Annotated in this window: 15 protein-coding genes; 9 read left to right on the forward strand and 6 right to left on the reverse strand. The window is 32.8% G+C overall.

What is annotated here, in order from left to right:
• Positions 1–287: 287 nt before the first annotated feature.
• The 3 genes from GKZ86_RS19275 to GKZ86_RS19285 form a co-directional block, all read right to left on the reverse strand.
• A complete protein-coding gene (locus GKZ86_RS19275; RefSeq protein ID WP_154784682.1) occupies positions 288–2,015 on the reverse strand; it encodes a phospho-sugar mutase in 1,728 nt (575 codons plus the stop codon).
• Between the two features lie 158 nt (positions 2,016–2,173).
• Positions 2,174–3,121, reverse strand: coding sequence for a glycosyltransferase family 2 protein (locus GKZ86_RS19280; protein WP_154784683.1), 948 nt, complete (start codon positions 3,119–3,121; stop codon positions 2,174–2,176).
• 21 nt (positions 3,122–3,142) lie between these two features.
• On the reverse strand, positions 3,143–3,676 hold the full coding sequence (locus GKZ86_RS19285) for a DUF4199 domain-containing protein (protein WP_154784684.1): 534 nt from the start codon (positions 3,674–3,676) through the stop codon (positions 3,143–3,145).
• Positions 3,677–3,923: 247 nt separating this feature from the next.
• On the opposite strand from GKZ86_RS19285, the gene GKZ86_RS19290 reads away from it, so the two are divergent.
• Positions 3,924–4,178, forward strand: coding sequence for a type B 50S ribosomal protein L31 (locus GKZ86_RS19290; protein ID WP_029272307.1), 255 nt, complete (start codon positions 3,924–3,926; stop codon positions 4,176–4,178).
• 344 nt (positions 4,179–4,522) lie between these two features.
• Positions 4,523–5,698, forward strand: coding sequence for a GlmU family protein (locus GKZ86_RS19295; RefSeq protein WP_154784685.1), 1,176 nt, complete (start codon positions 4,523–4,525; stop codon positions 5,696–5,698).
• Between the two features lie 95 nt (positions 5,699–5,793).
• Here GKZ86_RS19295 and GKZ86_RS19300 read toward each other — a convergent pair whose 3' ends face one another.
• Positions 5,794–6,237 (reverse strand): PepSY-like domain-containing protein, encoded by a 444-nt coding sequence (locus GKZ86_RS19300; protein WP_154784686.1) that lies wholly within the window; start codon positions 6,235–6,237, stop codon positions 5,794–5,796.
• A gap of 274 nt (positions 6,238–6,511) precedes the next feature.
• On the opposite strand from GKZ86_RS19300, the gene GKZ86_RS19305 reads away from it, so the two are divergent.
• The 5 genes from GKZ86_RS19305 (at position 6,512) to GKZ86_RS19325 (ending at position 13,774) form a co-directional block, all read left to right on the forward strand.
• The gene (locus GKZ86_RS19305) at positions 6,512–8,146 is read left to right on the forward strand and encodes an ABC-F family ATP-binding cassette domain-containing protein (RefSeq protein WP_154784687.1); all 1,635 of its coding nucleotides are present in this window, start codon (positions 6,512–6,514) and stop codon (positions 8,144–8,146) included.
• Between the two features lie 200 nt (positions 8,147–8,346).
• Positions 8,347–9,501, forward strand: coding sequence for a porin (locus tag GKZ86_RS19310; protein ID WP_154784688.1), 1,155 nt, complete (start codon positions 8,347–8,349; stop codon positions 9,499–9,501).
• A gap of 30 nt (positions 9,502–9,531) precedes the next feature.
• Positions 9,532–10,965, forward strand: coding sequence for an anion permease (locus GKZ86_RS19315; protein WP_154784689.1), 1,434 nt, complete (start codon positions 9,532–9,534; stop codon positions 10,963–10,965).
• A gap of 205 nt (positions 10,966–11,170) precedes the next feature.
• Positions 11,171–12,328 carry a porin gene (locus GKZ86_RS19320; protein WP_154784690.1) on the forward strand — a complete coding sequence of 386 codons (1,158 nt, stop codon included), beginning with the start codon at positions 11,171–11,173 and terminating at the stop codon, positions 12,326–12,328.
• Positions 12,329–12,343: 15 nt separating this feature from the next.
• Complete coding sequence (locus tag GKZ86_RS19325; RefSeq protein WP_154784691.1) at positions 12,344–13,774, forward strand: anion permease; 1,431 nt, start codon at positions 12,344–12,346, stop codon at positions 13,772–13,774.
• Positions 13,775–13,776: 2 nt separating this feature from the next.
• Here the strand turns inward: GKZ86_RS19325 and GKZ86_RS19330 are convergent, their stop codons facing one another.
• On the reverse strand, positions 13,777–14,061 hold the full coding sequence (locus GKZ86_RS19330) for a GNAT family N-acetyltransferase (protein WP_154784783.1): 285 nt from the start codon (positions 14,059–14,061) through the stop codon (positions 13,777–13,779).
• A 293-nt stretch (positions 14,062–14,354) separates the two neighbouring features.
• On the opposite strand from GKZ86_RS19330, the gene GKZ86_RS19335 reads away from it, so the two are divergent.
• A complete protein-coding gene (locus GKZ86_RS19335; protein ID WP_154784692.1) occupies positions 14,355–15,014 on the forward strand; it encodes an alpha/beta hydrolase in 660 nt (219 codons plus the stop codon).
• A 136-nt stretch (positions 15,015–15,150) separates the two neighbouring features.
• Here the strand turns inward: GKZ86_RS19335 and GKZ86_RS19340 are convergent, their stop codons facing one another.
• A complete protein-coding gene (locus GKZ86_RS19340; protein WP_154784693.1) occupies positions 15,151–15,666 on the reverse strand; it encodes a DUF2892 domain-containing protein in 516 nt (171 codons plus the stop codon).
• A 166-nt stretch (positions 15,667–15,832) separates the two neighbouring features.
• Between GKZ86_RS19340 and rpmH the strand changes: the two genes are divergently transcribed.
• Positions 15,833–15,994, forward strand: coding sequence for a 50S ribosomal protein L34 (gene rpmH / locus GKZ86_RS19345; protein WP_008464848.1), 162 nt, complete (start codon positions 15,833–15,835; stop codon positions 15,992–15,994).
• The last annotated feature ends 22 nt before the right edge of the window (positions 15,995–16,016 follow it).

The following is a 16,016-nucleotide window of genomic DNA, read 5'->3' on the forward strand; positions in this document are numbered from 1 at the left end:
ATGTTTTTTGCCTGTTTTTCCGGCAATAATTTTTTCAGAAATTTTCTAAATATACCGGCGCTTTGATTTGTGGGCGATTAAAGAATTAATTTTTCCGGTGATTTTCAGGGGACAAAATTAATTCAATTGATTTATTTTTGTCTTCTTTTTGTTCATTTTTATAAAAAAAAACTCTTATTTACATTGCTTCCAATATAAATAAGAGTTCAAATATACTATAATTTCAATTTTGAACACATTGTGAGCAAAATTGAAATGTATTTGAAAAGAGTTTATTACTCATTTTATTAATTCAATTGCATTCCTGCAATGATATTTTGTATTTTTTGATCCAAGAAACTTTCTGCAGCATCAAAATCTTCAACCGATTCTAATTCAGCATTAACGCTGATATAGAATTTAATTTTCGGCTCCGTTCCGCTTGGTCTTGCGCAAATTTTAGAACCATCTTCCGTATAATAAATCAATACATTCGATTTTGGAATATCCATTGCAGATTCTTCACCAGTCAATAAATTCAAAGCAATTGATGATTGATAATCTTCTACCATAATTACTCTTTGTCCGCTGATTTCTTTCAAAGGGTTTTCACGTAAATCAATCATCATCTGATTAATTTCCTGTAAACCTTCCATTCCTTTTTTAGTCAGTGAAACCAAATATTCTTTATAAAAACCATTTTCAACATAAAGTTGCAAAAGTTCTTTATAAACACTGCTTCCGGCAGCTTTTGCCTGCGCTGCAACTTCGCATATTAATAAGGTAGCCGCAACAGCATCTTTATCTCTAACAGCATCGCCAACCATAAAACCAAAACTTTCTTCTCCACCTCCAATAAATTGAAGTTCAGGAAAATCTTTGATCATTTTGGCAATCCATTTAAAGCCTGTTAAACCAACTTTGCATTCTACACCGTAGCTTGTTGCCAATTCCATCATCATTGGAGTTGAAACAATTGTAGAACCAACGAATTGTTTTCCGTTAATTTTGCCTGCTTTTTTCCATTGTTTTAATAGAAAAGAAGTCATCAAAATCATGGTTTGATTTCCGTTAAGCAAAATCATTTTGCCTTCGTTATTTCTAACTGCAACACCTAAACGGTCACAATCAGGATCAGTTCCAACAACAATATCAGAATTAGTTTTGTCTGCCAATGCCAATGCCATTGTTAAAGCTTCTGGTTCTTCAGGATTTGGAGATTTTACCGTTGGGAAATTTCCATCAGGAATCGCTTGTTCAGGAACAATATGTACATTTTTATATCCTGCCTGCGATAAAGTATCCGGTACAGATTTTATAGACGTTCCGTGCAATGAAGTAAACACAATGTGTAAATTATCTTTAGCGTCAAAAGGAGTGTTAAAACTCGCATTTTCTATAGATGATTTTATAAAAGCCTTGTCAATTTCAGTATCGATATATTCGATCAGACTTTCGTTTGCATTGAACTTAATTTTATCGTAACCTAAATTTTCGATTACGTTAATAATAGCAGCATCTTCCGGAGGAACAATTTGCCCGCCATCCTGCCAGTACACTTTGTATCCGTTATATTCAGGTGGATTGTGCGATGCTGTAAGAACAATTCCGCATTGACAACCTAAATATTTAAGCGCAAAAGATAATTCAGGAGTTGGTCTTAAATCTGAGAATAAATAAACATGAATTCCGTTTGCAGAGAAAACATCAGCAACAACCTTTGCCAAAGTATTACTGTTATGACGACAATCATAAGCAATAACAACTTTTAAAGGTTGATTTGGGAAAACTTCATGTAAATAATCAGAAAGTCCTTGTGTGTTTTTTCCAAGCGTATATTTGTTGATTCTGTTGTTTCCAACGCCCATAACGCCACGCATTCCACCAGTTCCAAATTCCAGGTTTTTATAAAAACTTTCTTCAAGTTCTTTTGCCGAAGTCGTCATTAACTCCTTAACAGCCGCTTGTGTATCATTATCAAATGTAGGTGTCAACCATTCGTTTACAGCATTCAATATATTAGGTGCTATATTCATGTAAATGTTTTTTTTTATGTTTTAATTAAAGATAAGATTTTTTAAGGAATAATCCTGCTTCCTGATATTTATCGGGAAACTTTATCTTTTATTGTTTTGCAAGAATAAAGAAAGATGTTCCCGAAAAAATCAGGAACATCAGCATTTGTACTAAAACGTTAAAAATTAACTTCTCGAGCTACTTTATAACGTGCTTCATTGCTTTTGGTACGCAAAATAATTTCACCTAAGAATCCGGCTAAAAACAATTGCGTTCCTATAATCATTGATGTTATTGATAAATAAAAATGTGGTCTTTCTGTAATTAGTCTACTGGTTTTGTGAATAAATAATTTGTCTATTCCTAAATATAAAGCCAGTAAAAAACCAATTAAAAACATAATAGAACCCAATAAACCAAATAAATGCATTGGTCTTTTTCCAAATCTTGATAAAAACCAAATGGTAATTAAATCCAGAAAACCGTTAATGAAACGATCCATTCCAAATTTGGTTTCACCGTATTTACGTGCCTGGTGAATTACAACTTTTTCGCCAATTTTATTGAAACCGGCGTTTTTTGCCAAAACCGGAATATAACGGTGCATTTCGCCAGAAACTTCAATGTTTTTTACAACCGTGTTTTTATACGCTTTTAAACCGCAGTTGAAATCATTCAATTCAACACCGGAAGTCTTTCTTGCCGCCCAATTGAATAATTTCGAAGGTAAATTTTTCGCTACAACAGAGTCATAACGTTTCTTTTTCCAGCCTGAAACCAAATCGAATTTTTCAGCCGTAATCATTTCGTATAATCCAGGAATTTCGTCCGGACTGTCTTGCAAATCTGCATCCATTGTAATAATAACGTCACCTTTGGCTTTAGCAAAACCAGCATGCAACGCTTGAGATTTTCCGAAATTCTTCATAAAACGAATGCCTTTTACATTCGAATTTTCATTAGAAAAACCTTCAATAATATTCCAGGAATTATCTGTACTACCATCATCTACAAAAATGATTTCATAAGAGTAATTGTTAGAATCCATCACTTTAATAATCCATGTATAGAGTTCCTGAAGTGATTCCTCCTCGTTTAGAAGCGGTATAAGTATAGATAAATTCATTTATTTTTTATTATAGACTTTTTAGGGTTTGTCATTTTTTACTATTCCTCCAATAATTAGGGAATATATAAGACCAATTAGCGCAAACATTACAAGTGTTACAGGAAGAACAATGAATGGGCTCATGAATTTTTTAACCATGCCAAGACCTAATTCTAATTCTTTAGCGGTTATGTTAGGATTTTTGGCAATCATTTGGTCTCTTGTAATTTCAAGCATCTCATTTATGAAATCTGGAAAGATGAAATTAAAAATAACACTAAAAATTGCATATATCAAACCTGCAATAACAGTAATAGAAACTCCTGTTTTGAGGCATTCAGAAAAAGAAATAAAACCATTGTTGATTTCCTTTTTGTAATGATTACATCCTAAGTATATAAATATAAGAGGCAAAACTAAATAATTTGCTACATTTACTATTACTCCAACACTTGTATTGACTAATGATTTCATGCCAATTACATACATAATAACAAACTCTAAAACCATTATGACTCCGAATAGAACTCCGTACATGGTTCCTGACTTGGCAGGAGATATATTTTTATCCATAAAATAATTAATTTATTTAATCCACAAATATAGCAATTCCCAATATAATCAAACGTAAAAAAAGCTTTTTGAATTTTACTAAAAAAAAGTGGGCTAAACATTTGTATATTAAAAAAGAATTGTAAATTTGCAAACTCAAAATAATTAAAAGTTTTTAAACAAAAAAGAGTATTGTTTGTTTACACCTTTTTCTAACCATGGAAAAGCTTCAAAATAAAAATACTTTAAACAATAAATAAAAGAAAAGATGAAAAAAGGAATTCACCCAGAAAATTACAGATTAGTTGCATTTAAAGACATGTCTAATGACGAAGTTTTTATCACTAAATCTACTGCAGATACAAAAGAAACAATTGAAGTTGACGGAGTTGAGTATCCAGTTGTAAAAATGGAGATTTCTAGAACATCTCACCCTTTTTATACTGGTAAATCTAAACTTATCGATACTGCAGGACGTATTGACAAGTTCAAAACTAAATATGCAAAACACGTTAAAAACTAATAACTGTTTTTATTTATACAAAAGCCTTCCAATCGGAAGGCTTTTTTTTTGCATTTAATTTTACAGATCTATCCAAAAAAAAGCTATCATGTTTTAACTAGCCCACGGTTTCAACCGTGGGAGACTAATAATAAATTATGAAATGCTTTACGCCCCAACGGTTGAAACCGTTGGCTATGTTTATAGCATGATATTATCGGAGATTATGAAATAATTTGCGAATTCGTGAAGAAAAAAAACGTTTCATGTTTCTTTTGATAGAAAAGGTCTTTAATGAAACCCATAAATATTTGTAACTTTGAATCTGGTAACCAAATCAATTTTAACAATATTAAATTTATTTTATGAACTACATTCTTTTTGACGGTCCCGTCCGGAATGCTTTATTACCTTTTACTTTTACAAGGCCTGTGGCTGATATTTTAATCGGAATCATGACCATTCGTCAAAAATGGGAAATGCGTTTAGGTTCTACTATAACAACAATTACCGAAGATTACCTGTCTGCCAAATTCCCTATGGTAGAAATGGAAGAAAACGTCATGATAAATGCAGCGTATTTGCCAAATGATACGCTTGCAGAACTTGTTTCTGATTTAAAAGAAAACCAGGCAATATTTAAAGGAGATGATGTAATTGCTTTTTTTACAACTGAAAATCAGGAAGAAGTTGATTTTGATTCTTATGAAATTATTCAGTATAACGACGATTGCTTAACAGTGGAACATACTTGGGATATCTTTTCTAAAAATGATGCAGCAATTCGTGCCGATTTTGAATACTTAACAGAAGATAGAAAATCACAGCCAATTCCAAAAAGTGTAAATACAATTGCACCAGAAAATATATTTATTGAAGAAGGGGCAAAACTAGAGTTTGTAACACTAAATGCATCAAACGGTCCTATATATATAGGTAAGAATGCCGAAATTATGGAAGGAACTGTAATTCGCGGTCCTTTTGCTTTATGCGAAAATGCACAAGTAAAATTAAACGCCAAAGTATATGGCGCAACAACCGTTGGTCCGGGATCAAGAATAGGAGGAGAGGTTAAAAACTCCGTTCTTTTTGCGAATTCAAATAAAGGACATGACGGATTTTTAGGTGATTCTGTTCTTGGCGAATGGTGTAATATCGGTGCTGACAGCAACAATTCGAACCTGAAAAACAATTACGAAGAAGTAAAATTATGGAGTTACGAAACAGAAGGTTTTGCTAAAACGGGACTTCAGTTTTGTGGTTTAATGATGGGCGATCACAGTAAATGTGGTATTAATACCATGTTTAACACCGGAACTGTCGTTGGAGTAAGTGCCAATATTTTTGGATCAGGTTTTCCTCGTAATTTTGTTCCGAGTTTTTCCTGGGGCGGAGCTGCAGGTTTTACAACTTATGTAACCAAAAAAGCTTTTGAAACTGCCAGATTGGTAATGAGCCGAAGAAATATAGAATTTGACGAAACCGAATCTGCTATCTTAGAACACATTTTTGAGGAAACGAAAAAATGGAGAAAAGATTAATTTGAATAGATAATTAGTCAATTTGAAAATTAGATAATTTAGTAAACCCGACGAGTTTTTAGGGACTTGTCGGGTTTTTGCTTTAATTGAAAAGACTATTTATCGATCTTTATAAAATCTCCTTTTAAGTTAAATTTTAATTCTAAACCGTTACTTAGTTTAGTTTCATAACCGGAACTTTCTATTTCTATTTTGGTTATTTTTTCTTTACGAAAATTAGTTTTTACATAAGAACTGATTTTTTTTGGGATAATAGAAGTGGGTATTTTAGAATTTTTTCCATCAACTTCTTTCCAATTTCCTTTTTTGTCAAACTCGATTTCAAGATTATCATCAAATTGAACTTTGTATTCTGTAGATAGAATTTCTTTGTCTTCGAGTATGTAACCAGGTTTTTTTGATCCAAAGTGGGTTTTTAAAAAAGTTTGCGCATTTGCAGGCAAAGCTTCTTTTTTAATTACAGTTTTTTGAGCATTTGCAGAAAGTCCAAATATTAACCCTGTAATAAAGAAGGTTACTAAGTTTAATTTCGTTCTCATAATTTTTTTGTTTTTAAATTAGAACACAAGATATGATAAAAAAACAAATAAAGTAAGAATAATTGTATGTAATTGAAAAATGTGCCAATTTCTTAATTAGGCAATTAAATAATGCTTGTGTTAGTTAATTCTTTTTCAAATTAAACTTGTCCCCAAAGAAATACATTATCTCATTTTCTAATTGCCTAATTATCTAATTAATCTATCTTTGCACCACGAAAAAATTGGGTTATCAAATAAACAGTTAACCGATTAAACAAATTCACAAAAAGTAATGATTACAGTTAACGATATTTCGGTTCAGTTTGGTGGAACTACATTATTTAGCGATGTTTCTTTTGCTATCAATGAAAATGATAAAATTGCCCTTATGGGTAAAAATGGTGCGGGAAAATCGACACTTTTAAAAATAATTGCTGGTCAAAGCAAACCTTCTACCGGAAGTATTTCGACGCCAAAAGATGCTGTTGTAGCTTATTTGCCTCAGCATTTATTAACGAAAGATGGTTCGACTGTAATGGAAGAAGCGTCAAAAGCTTTTGGTGAGATTTTTAAAATGAAAGCCGAAATTGATGAAATCAACGAGCAATTAACCGTTCGTACTGATTATGAAAGTGATGCTTACATGAAATTGATCGAAAGAGTTTCAGACTTAAGTGAGAAATTTTATGCTATTGAAGAAGTAAATTACGAAGCCGAAGTTGAAAAAATATTAGTTGGTTTAGGTTTTGTACGTGAGGATTTTACACGTCAGACTTCTGAATTTTCAGGAGGATGGAGAATGCGTATAGAATTGGCTAAAATCTTATTACAAAAACCGGATTTGATTTTACTGGATGAGCCAACCAATCACATGGATATTGAAAGTATTCAGTGGTTAGAAGAATTTTTGATAAACTCAGCAAAAGCAGTTGTAGTAATTTCGCACGATAGAGCATTTGTAGATAATATTACAAATCGTACTATCGAAGTTACAATGGGAAGAATTTACGATTACAAAGCAAAATACTCTCATTATTTAGAGCTTAGAAAAGATCGTCGTGTACACCAACAAAAAGCATACGATGAACAACAACGAATGATTGCTGACAACAGAGCATTTATTGATCGTTTTAAAGGAACTTTCTCTAAAACAGATGCAGTTCAATCGCGTGTCAAAATGCTTGAAAAACTTGTAATTGTTCAGGTTGATGAAGTAGATAACTCAGCATTAAAACTAAAATTTCCGCCCGCAGCCCGTTCAGGACAATATCCTGTTGTGGTAAAAGATCTTTCTAAATCTTACGGAGATCATGTTGTTTTTAAAGATGCCAACATTGTTATTGAAAGAGGACAAAAAGTGGCGTTTGTTGGTAAAAATGGAGAAGGAAAATCGACTATGATCAAGGCGATCATGAAAGAAATTGGTATCGATGAAGGAAGTGTAGATATTGGTCATAATTCTCAAATTGGATATTTTGCGCAAAATCAGGCTTCACTTTTAGATGAAAATGCTACTATTTTTGAAACAATTGATAATATTGCCGTTGGAGATATCAGAACTCAGATCAAAAACATTCTGGGAGCTTTTATGTTTCAGGGAGATGATATTACTAAAAAAGTAAAAGTACTTTCGGGAGGAGAAAAAACGCGTTTGGCAATGATAAAATTATTATTAGAGCCGGTTAATTTATTAATCCTGGATGAGCCTTCAAATCACCTTGATATGAAGACCAAAGATATTATTAAAGATGCTTTACGTGATTTTGACGGAACTTTAATTCTGGTTTCTCACGATCGTGATTTCCTTGACGGTTTAGCAACAAAGGTTTTTGAATTTGGAAACAAACGAGTAAAAGAACATTTTGAAGACGTTGCAGGTTTCTTGGCACATAAGAAAATGGATTCTATGAGAGAGATAGAGAAATAAAAAGTTAAAAACACCTTTACTATATTAAAGCATAAGTTAATTCTTATGCTTTTTTTTGCTATATATTTAAAATATCTGAGAAGATCGTAATAATTCAAATACTGATTTAAATCAGGTTTCAGTTTTAGTTATCGAATTAATTTTATTGTAAGAATAAACTCAATAAAAGTTTATGTGATGCAAAATTTAATTTTATAATTATGAAACACTTAAATAGCTTTTTAAGCTTAAAAATCCTTCTTCTATTTTTAATATTACCCTTTTTATCCTTTGGACAAACAACAGAAGCTAATGTTCAAAATGAAATAAAATATCCACAATTTAAATTTCAGGGGCTTTTTCAAGGCCGTTATTTGAGCAATTTTAGTAACGGAATTGATGCTGTAACAGGACTTCAGCATTCAGATGGCGACGCAGTAGGAAATACATTCGATATTAAAAGAATGCGCTTGGGGGTTACGGCCAAATTAACAGAGAGTTTTGATATCGTACTTTTGGCAAATTTTGCAGATTTTAAATCAGATCCCAAAGGAAAAGTTCTGGAAAATGCTTTTGCTAGATATACTTTTAATAAAAGTGTTGGTTTTATGGTTGGTCAATTTAGACCTGCGTTTGGGATTGAAGAAACAAATCCTGCAGATATTCTGAAATCATTTGATTATTCTAATCAATACACAGAATTTGGTAACAATGGCTGGACAAGTTTTCAAATTGGAGCTTCGATGTTTGGAGTTTTCAATGTAGCTGAAATTCCTGTGACTTATGCAATTTCTGCAGTAAATGGCAATGGAAAAGACCAGATCTCAGATAAAGATAACGGTAAACAATATTCTTCCCGCCTTGTTTTTGAATTAAGTAAAAAACACAATGTCAATTTTGGTTTAAATGGAGGTGTTGGAGAAGTTTATAACAGCAAAGTATTTGCCGTTGGACTAGACCTTACAGCTGATTTTAGATTAACAGATAAATTAATTCTGCAAACACAACTCGAAGGAAAACAAGGAATAAATCACAACTTGTATTATTCCCTGGATCCAAAAGTGAGAACCGAAAATATAAATGACTATGAAATGCGCGGAGCATATTTTTTACCCAATTTGAGGTATGAGATAAAGTACCAAAAATTAACCGCAATAGAGTTTTCATGTCGTTACGAATACTTTGATAAAAACTTTAAGATTAATTCTAACGGAAGGCAAACTTACACGCCAATGGCAGGTTTAGAATTTGGAAAAGGTTATACAGGACGTATCGAAATAGGAATGCAACTCGATAATTATCAAAAAAACATACCTAATACGACATCTTATGATAACAACCTTTTTATCATACAGTTTCAAGGCAGATTTTTTTAAAACAACTATTAAACATTTAATTGTTATATCATGAAAGAAATTAATATAAAAAATTCAGTTATTACACTTGTAATAGGCTTAATCATTTGGTTTGTTCCAACACCAGACGGACTTTCGCCTGAAGCATGGCATTTGTTTGCTATTTTTATTTCAACCATTATAGGTATTATTTTAAAAGCAGCACCTATGGGTACTATGTGTATGATAGCTGTTGCGATTACAGCTTTTACACAAGTACTTGCCCCTGGAAATATGGGAGATTCCATAACACTGGCTTTAGGAGGTTTTGGAAATAAAGTAATTTGGTTAATCGGAATCTCATTTTTCATTGCAAGAGGCTTTATCAAAACAGGACTTGGTAATCGGATTGCATTTTTATTCATAAAAATATTTGGCAAAAGTTCTTTGGGTTTAGCGTATGGTTTAGGTTTGGCAGATTTAGTTCTGGCTCCTGTTGTGCCCAGTAATACAGCCAGAGGAGGAGGAATTATTTATCCTATTATGAAATCGATGGCGATGAGTTTTGGTTCTGATCCTGACAAACCGGAAACACGTAGAAAATTAGGTTCATTTCTTACTTTAAGTAGTTATAACGCCAATTTAATTGCATCCTCAATGTTTTTAACCGGAACAGCGAGTAATCCAATGTGTCAAAAATTTGCCGAAAATTTGGGTATTCATATTACCTGGACATCATGGGCAATTGCAGCGATAGTTCCCGGATTGGCAGCTTTTTTTGTAATCCCGTTTTTGCTGTATAAAATTTATCCGCCCGAATTAAAAAAGACCGGCGATGCTCCAAAAATAGCAGCACAAAAACTACATGAGATGGGAAAGATCTCTAAAAATGAATGGCTAATGCTGCTTACGTTTGTTATTTTATTATTTCTATGGATGACTGGCGATTTGTTTTCTATAGATGCTACCACAACAGCATTCATTGGTTTAGTCGTTTTATTGCTTACCTCAGTATTAACATGGGATGATGTAAAAGGCGAAAAAGGCGCTTGGGATACAATTGTCTGGTTTGCAGTTTTAGTAATGATGGCAAGTTCGTTAGATAAGTTAGGATTTATAAACTGGTTTAGCGAAATTGTAAAAGGCAGTATGATTGGCATGAGCTGGCAGTTGGCATTTATAATTATCATAGCTGTTTATTTCTTTAGCCATTATATTTTTGCAAGTGCTACAGCTCACGTAGCAGCTATGTACGCAGCATTACTGGCGGTAGGTATATCTTTGGGCGTTCCGGGATTGTTTCTCGCATTTATGCTGGGATTTGTTGGCTCACTTTACGGAACATTAACCCATTATGGACACGGACCCGCGCCGGTATTTTTTGGAAGTGGATATGTTGATTTAAAAAGCTGGTGGATAAAAGGACTCATCACAGGTCTTACAATGCTAGTAATTTACCTGACAATTGGAGGGTTATGGTTAAGTTTAATTGGATATGTGAACTAAAGTAAAATTAAAAAACAAAAGGCTGCCTGGAATGTGTTTTCAGGCAGCCTTTTGTTTTTGGCAATATTTTTGTCAAATTTTTTTTACAATATGTTGTTTTTTTTGATTAATTTAGTTTAATATTGTATTGATTTGTAGTTAGTTATGTTGTTTCTTAGCCGTAGTTGATTTCTGAGCCAGTTTATAAAATCTAAATTATTTAGTTATGAAATCGATCAGTAAACTTCCGGTATTTTTCTCTTTGGTATTTTTTGTAATATCATTTTTTATACAAGCACAAAATCCTGAAACTCCACAGGTAAATGACTCTGACAATGCTGTAAAATATCCACAATTTCAATTTAAAGGACTTTTACAGGCAAGATATTTAGAAAGTTTTGGTGATAATGTAGATGTTTTAGGAATGCATCATTCTACAGGAGATGTTACACAAAGTTCATTTGATATAAAAAGAATGCGTGTTGGCTTAAATACTAAGTTGAGCGAAGCTACTGAAATTGTAATCCTGGTTAATCTGGCTGATTTTAAATCAGATACAAAAGGAAAAGTTCTTGAAAATGCATACGGTAAATACACATTCAATAAATATATAGCCGTTATAGGTGGGCAATTTCGTCCCGCTTTTGGTATTGAGGAATTAGTTCCTGTTGATATTATAAAATCATTTGATTTCTCTAATCAGTATTATGAATTTGGTAAAAATGGCTGGACAAGTTTTCAAATTGGAGCTTCTGCAACCGGAGCTTTTGATATTGGAAAAATACCATTTAATTATTCTTTTTCAGTTTTAAACGGAAATGGAAAAAATCAGGAAAAAGATAATGATAACGGAAAGCAATATTCTTCAAGATTGGTTTTTGAGTTGTCAAAAAAACATAAAATCAATTTAGGACTAAACAGCGGTATCGGAAAATTTTCAAAAGAGAAAGTTTATGCATTAGGAGCAGATATAACAAGTGATTTTAAACTTACAGATCGATTTACTTTTGATCTTCAAATAGAATATAAACAAGGAACAAATCATAATTTGTATTTTTCTTTACCTGTAGATACAAGAACTCCAAATGTTTCTGATTATCAAATGCGCGGAATTTATTTCTTGCCCAATTTAAGATATACGGTAAATTATAAAAAACTGACTTCGTTAGAATTATCCTGCCGCTATGAATCATTTGATCCGAGTTATAAAATTGATTCAAATGTTCGGCAAACCTACACGCCAATGATAAGTCTTGAATTTGGTAAAGCATATACGGGCCGAATCGAATTGGGACTCGAAATTGATAATTTTGACAGAAATATTCCTAATACATCAACTTATGATGATACTTTATTTATAATTCAGTTTCAATGCAGACTTTAATTTAATCTATGTCTTATGAAAGAAGTAAAAATTCCTCAAACTATTATTACGCTTGCTGTTGGAATTGCAATTTGGTTAATTCCCGCGCCAAATGGCGTAGTTATAGAAGCGTGGCATTTGTTTGCCATTTTTGTTGCAACAATTCTCGGAATTATCCTTAAAGCCGCGCCAATGGGAACGATGTGTATGATTGCAATTGCATTAACCGCTTTGTCTCAAGTACTGGCGCCGGGCGATGCAGGAAAATCAATTACACTGGCTTTAAAGGGGTTTGGTGATAAAGTGATTTGGTTAATCGGAATTTCATTTTTTATTGCGAGAGGATTTATCAAAACAGGTTTAGGAAACCGAATCGCTTTTTTATTCATTAAAATATTCGGTAAAAGTTCACTTGGTTTGGCTTATGGTTTAGGTTTGGCAGATTTGGTTTTGGCTCCGGCAGTACCAAGTAATACGGCAAGAGGAGGAGGAATTATCTATCCGATAATGAAATCAATGGCAATGAGTTTTGGTTCAGTGCCAGATCAGCCGGAAACACATCGAAAATTAGGTTCATATTTAACATTGAGTAGTTATAACGCAAATTTAATTTCTTCATCAATGTTTCTAACCGGAACAGCAAGTAATCCAATGTGTCAAAAATTCGCATTGAATTTAGGAATTAAGATTACCTGGATTTCCTGGGCAACTGCGGCGATAGTTCCCGGATTAGTTTCGTTTTTTGTGATTCCGTTTGTGTTATATAAAATTTATCCGCCAGAACTTAAAAAAACCGGAGATGCACCACAAATAGCAACTCAAAAACTGAAAGAAATGGGGCCAATAACCCGTAACGAATGGTTAATGTTATTGACTTTCTTCATATTATTATTCCTTTGGATGACAGGCGATCTGTTTTCTATAGACGCTACAACTACTGCATTTATTGGTTTGGTTGTTTTGCTGCTAACATCAGTTTTAACCTGGGATGATGTAAAAGCAGAGAAAGGAGCTTGGGACACGATTGTTTGGTTTGCTGTTTTGGTAATGATGGCTAGTTCGCTCAACGAATTGGGATTTATAGGCTGGTTTAGTAATGTCGTAAAAACACAAATTGGCGGATTAAGCTGGCAAATGGCTTTTCCGATCATTATTTTAGTATACTTTTTTAGTCATTATCTTTTTGCGAGTGCAACCGCTCATGTCGCAGCGATGTATGCCGCACTATTAGGCGTAGGAGTTTCACTCGGAATTCCGGGCTTGCTTCTGGCCTTTATGCTTGGTTTTATTGGTTCGATTTACGGAACTTTAACGCATTATGGTCACGGTCCGGCACCCGTTTTCTTTGGGAGCGGCTACGTAGATTTAAAAAGCTGGTGGGTCAAAGGCTTAATCACCGGAGTCACAATGTTGTTTATTTACATGGTGATCGGTGGATTGTGGCTTAGACTTATTGGCGATTTCTAAAATTAAATCCTGATTCCGGGTGGAAGTAATTCTTTATACTTTGGATTTTTTTTAATAAATAAAACAATTTTAGGATGAATAGGCATCAACTTGAATTTCTTCTCGATGATAACATTCATGATGTTTTTAAGTAATGCATCAATCAAAGCCTGGTTTTCAAATCCTTCCGGTGTATTAATTTTAGTTAGAAAAATTTTCTTTTCCTGAAAAGAATATTCTACAGAAAGTAATCCTTCAGGGACTATGGTTTCAAATTGTCTTGCAAAAGTGTTGTCTTTGATTTCCATAGTTTCAATAGGTTCCATATTTGTCATGTTTTGGGGGTGGATTAAAAAATAATAGAAAAAGAACGTTGAATAACATCATATAAAACTTCTATAATAGAGATCTACATAATGGTTATTGTGACTACAAAGGTAATCATTTGATTTTCAATATAAAATTATTTTTTCTTTGGCGCGAATGAGAGGGTGTTCTTACTTTTGTTTTTTAATATAATATTAGGCATACGATTTGTAATGTATCTTAATAAAAAAAGTAATTTTAGCTTAAAAAACATAACCATAATCCTTTCTCGCGAATGAGTAAAATTCCTGTATATTTTATGCCTGGTTTGGCTGCAAGTCCGGCCATTTTTGAAAGAATCAATCTAGATGAGGCTGTTTTTGAAATGTGTTTCTTAGAATGGGAAATTCCGGCAGCAAAAGAATCTCTCACAGATTATGCAATTCGGATTGCCAAGAAAATCAAACATCCAAATCCGGTTTTGATCGGAGTTTCTTTTGGGGGAATTCTGGTTCAGGAAATTGCAAAACATATTGATGCGCGTAAAGTTATTATAATTTCGAGTGTTAGAAGTTCTGTTGAATTTCCGAGAAGAATGAAAATCGGAAAAACAACAAAAGCATACAAATTGATTCCGATGAAAATACTTCTCAATATCGAAAGCCTGGCGAAATATTCCTTTGGAGAAAAAATCAATAAACGTATTCAGTTATATGAAAAATTCTTATCCGTTCGCGATCTTCGTTATTTGCAATGGGCGGTAGAATCTGTAATACGTTGGGACAGAACTCAAATTGATGAAAATGTAGTTCATATTCATGGTGATAAAGACGATGTTTTTCCAATAAAATACATCAAGAGCTGCATTATAGTAAAAGGGGGAACTCATGTTATGATTCTCAATAAATATAAGTGGCTCAATGAAAATTTGCCTTCGATTATATTGGAAGAGTAAAAAAAGATATTTGATTTAGAATAAATCCCATTTTGTGTCATTTCTCCTCCGTCGAAATGATACACTTTGAGTTAATCAATAAAAAAATCCCAAACTCTTTTAGAATTTGGGATTTTTTATTGAAATTTTAGAAAAACTAGATTTTCTTCATTTGTTCTTTCATCATCGTAATTTGCTCTTTCAGCATTCCTTGCTTGTCTAATTTCTTAGCTTCGTTCAATAAATTAGTCGCTTCAAGTTTTCTTCTGCGTGACATCGCAACTCCTGCAAGGTTTAATTTAGCAACGGCCAAATCCATATCCATTGATAGTCCAAGTTCGATCGCTTTTTTGAAATGTTTCTCGGCTTGGTTGATATTTGTTTGAGATAACATAATTCCATGAAGGTAATTAAAATATCCTTGTTGTTTTCTTACTAATGCAGCTTCAGGATTTTTAATGTATGCCAGCCATTTTTTAGCGCCTTCAAAGTCTTGTTTTCTTAATTTAAGGAAAGCTAAAAGGATGAATTCGTTTTTAAAGTAAAGAAAAATTGGAATCGCAGTTAGTAAAATAAGGAAAATTCCGTTCCCGATATTACTCTCTGTAAATTGCCAGATGCCAGCGACTACAAGAAGTCCGGGCAAAATAAGTTTAATATTTTTATGAAACATAATAGATGTATATTTGTGATTGCAAATATAGTAAAATGAATTAAAAATATTTTTATTAAAGTACTTGCCAGAAAAAAAAGTCTTTGTATATTTGCACTCGGTTTTAGAATAACGATATTCGAAAACAGAAAAGAGATATTAGATACCATTTTAAAGATACAAAGCAATGAGCAAAAGAACATTTCAACCATCGAAAAGAAAAAGAAGAAATAAGCACGGATTTATGGACAGAATGGCTTCTGCGAATGGAAGAAAAGTTCTAGCGCGTAGAAGAGCAAAAGGAAGACATAAATTAACTGTTTCTAGCGAACCTAGACACAAAAAATAATGTTTCTATAAACATAAATAAG

This window comes from Flavobacterium sp. LC2016-13 (assembly GCF_009707955.1).
Lineage (GTDB): Bacteria > Bacteroidota > Bacteroidia > Flavobacteriales > Flavobacteriaceae > Flavobacterium.

Bases quoted from the DNA above. Each gene is read 5' to 3' on its own strand.
- GKZ86_RS19300 (WP_154784686.1), bottom strand. From the start codon at position 6,237: ATGAGAACGAAATTAAACTTAGTAACCTTCTTTATTACAGGGTTAATA.
- GKZ86_RS19290 (WP_029272307.1), top strand. From the start codon at position 3,924: ATGAAAAAAGGAATTCACCCAGAAAATTACAGATTAGTTGCATTTAAA.
- GKZ86_RS19310 (WP_154784688.1), top strand. From the start codon at position 8,347: ATGAAACACTTAAATAGCTTTTTAAGCTTAAAAATCCTTCTTCTATTT.
- GKZ86_RS19285 (WP_154784684.1), bottom strand. From the start codon at position 3,676: ATGGATAAAAATATATCTCCTGCCAAGTCAGGAACCATGTACGGAGTT.
- GKZ86_RS19325 (WP_154784691.1), top strand. From the start codon at position 12,344: ATGAAAGAAGTAAAAATTCCTCAAACTATTATTACGCTTGCTGTTGGA.
- GKZ86_RS19280 (WP_154784683.1), bottom strand. From the start codon at position 3,121: ATGAATTTATCTATACTTATACCGCTTCTAAACGAGGAGGAATCACTT.
- GKZ86_RS19320 (WP_154784690.1), top strand. From the start codon at position 11,171: ATGAAATCGATCAGTAAACTTCCGGTATTTTTCTCTTTGGTATTTTTT.
- GKZ86_RS19275 (WP_154784682.1), bottom strand. From the start codon at position 2,015: ATGAATATAGCACCTAATATATTGAATGCTGTAAACGAATGGTTGACA.
- GKZ86_RS19340 (WP_154784693.1), bottom strand. From the start codon at position 15,666: ATGTTTCATAAAAATATTAAACTTATTTTGCCCGGACTTCTTGTAGTC.
- GKZ86_RS19335 (WP_154784692.1), top strand. From the start codon at position 14,355: ATGAGTAAAATTCCTGTATATTTTATGCCTGGTTTGGCTGCAAGTCCG.
- GKZ86_RS19315 (WP_154784689.1), top strand. From the start codon at position 9,532: ATGAAAGAAATTAATATAAAAAATTCAGTTATTACACTTGTAATAGGC.
- GKZ86_RS19330 (WP_154784783.1), bottom strand. From the start codon at position 14,061: ATGGAAATCAAAGACAACACTTTTGCAAGACAATTTGAAACCATAGTC.
- rpmH (WP_008464848.1), top strand. From the start codon at position 15,833: ATGAGCAAAAGAACATTTCAACCATCGAAAAGAAAAAGAAGAAATAAG.
- GKZ86_RS19295 (WP_154784685.1), top strand. From the start codon at position 4,523: ATGAACTACATTCTTTTTGACGGTCCCGTCCGGAATGCTTTATTACCT.
- GKZ86_RS19305 (WP_154784687.1), top strand. From the start codon at position 6,512: ATGATTACAGTTAACGATATTTCGGTTCAGTTTGGTGGAACTACATTA.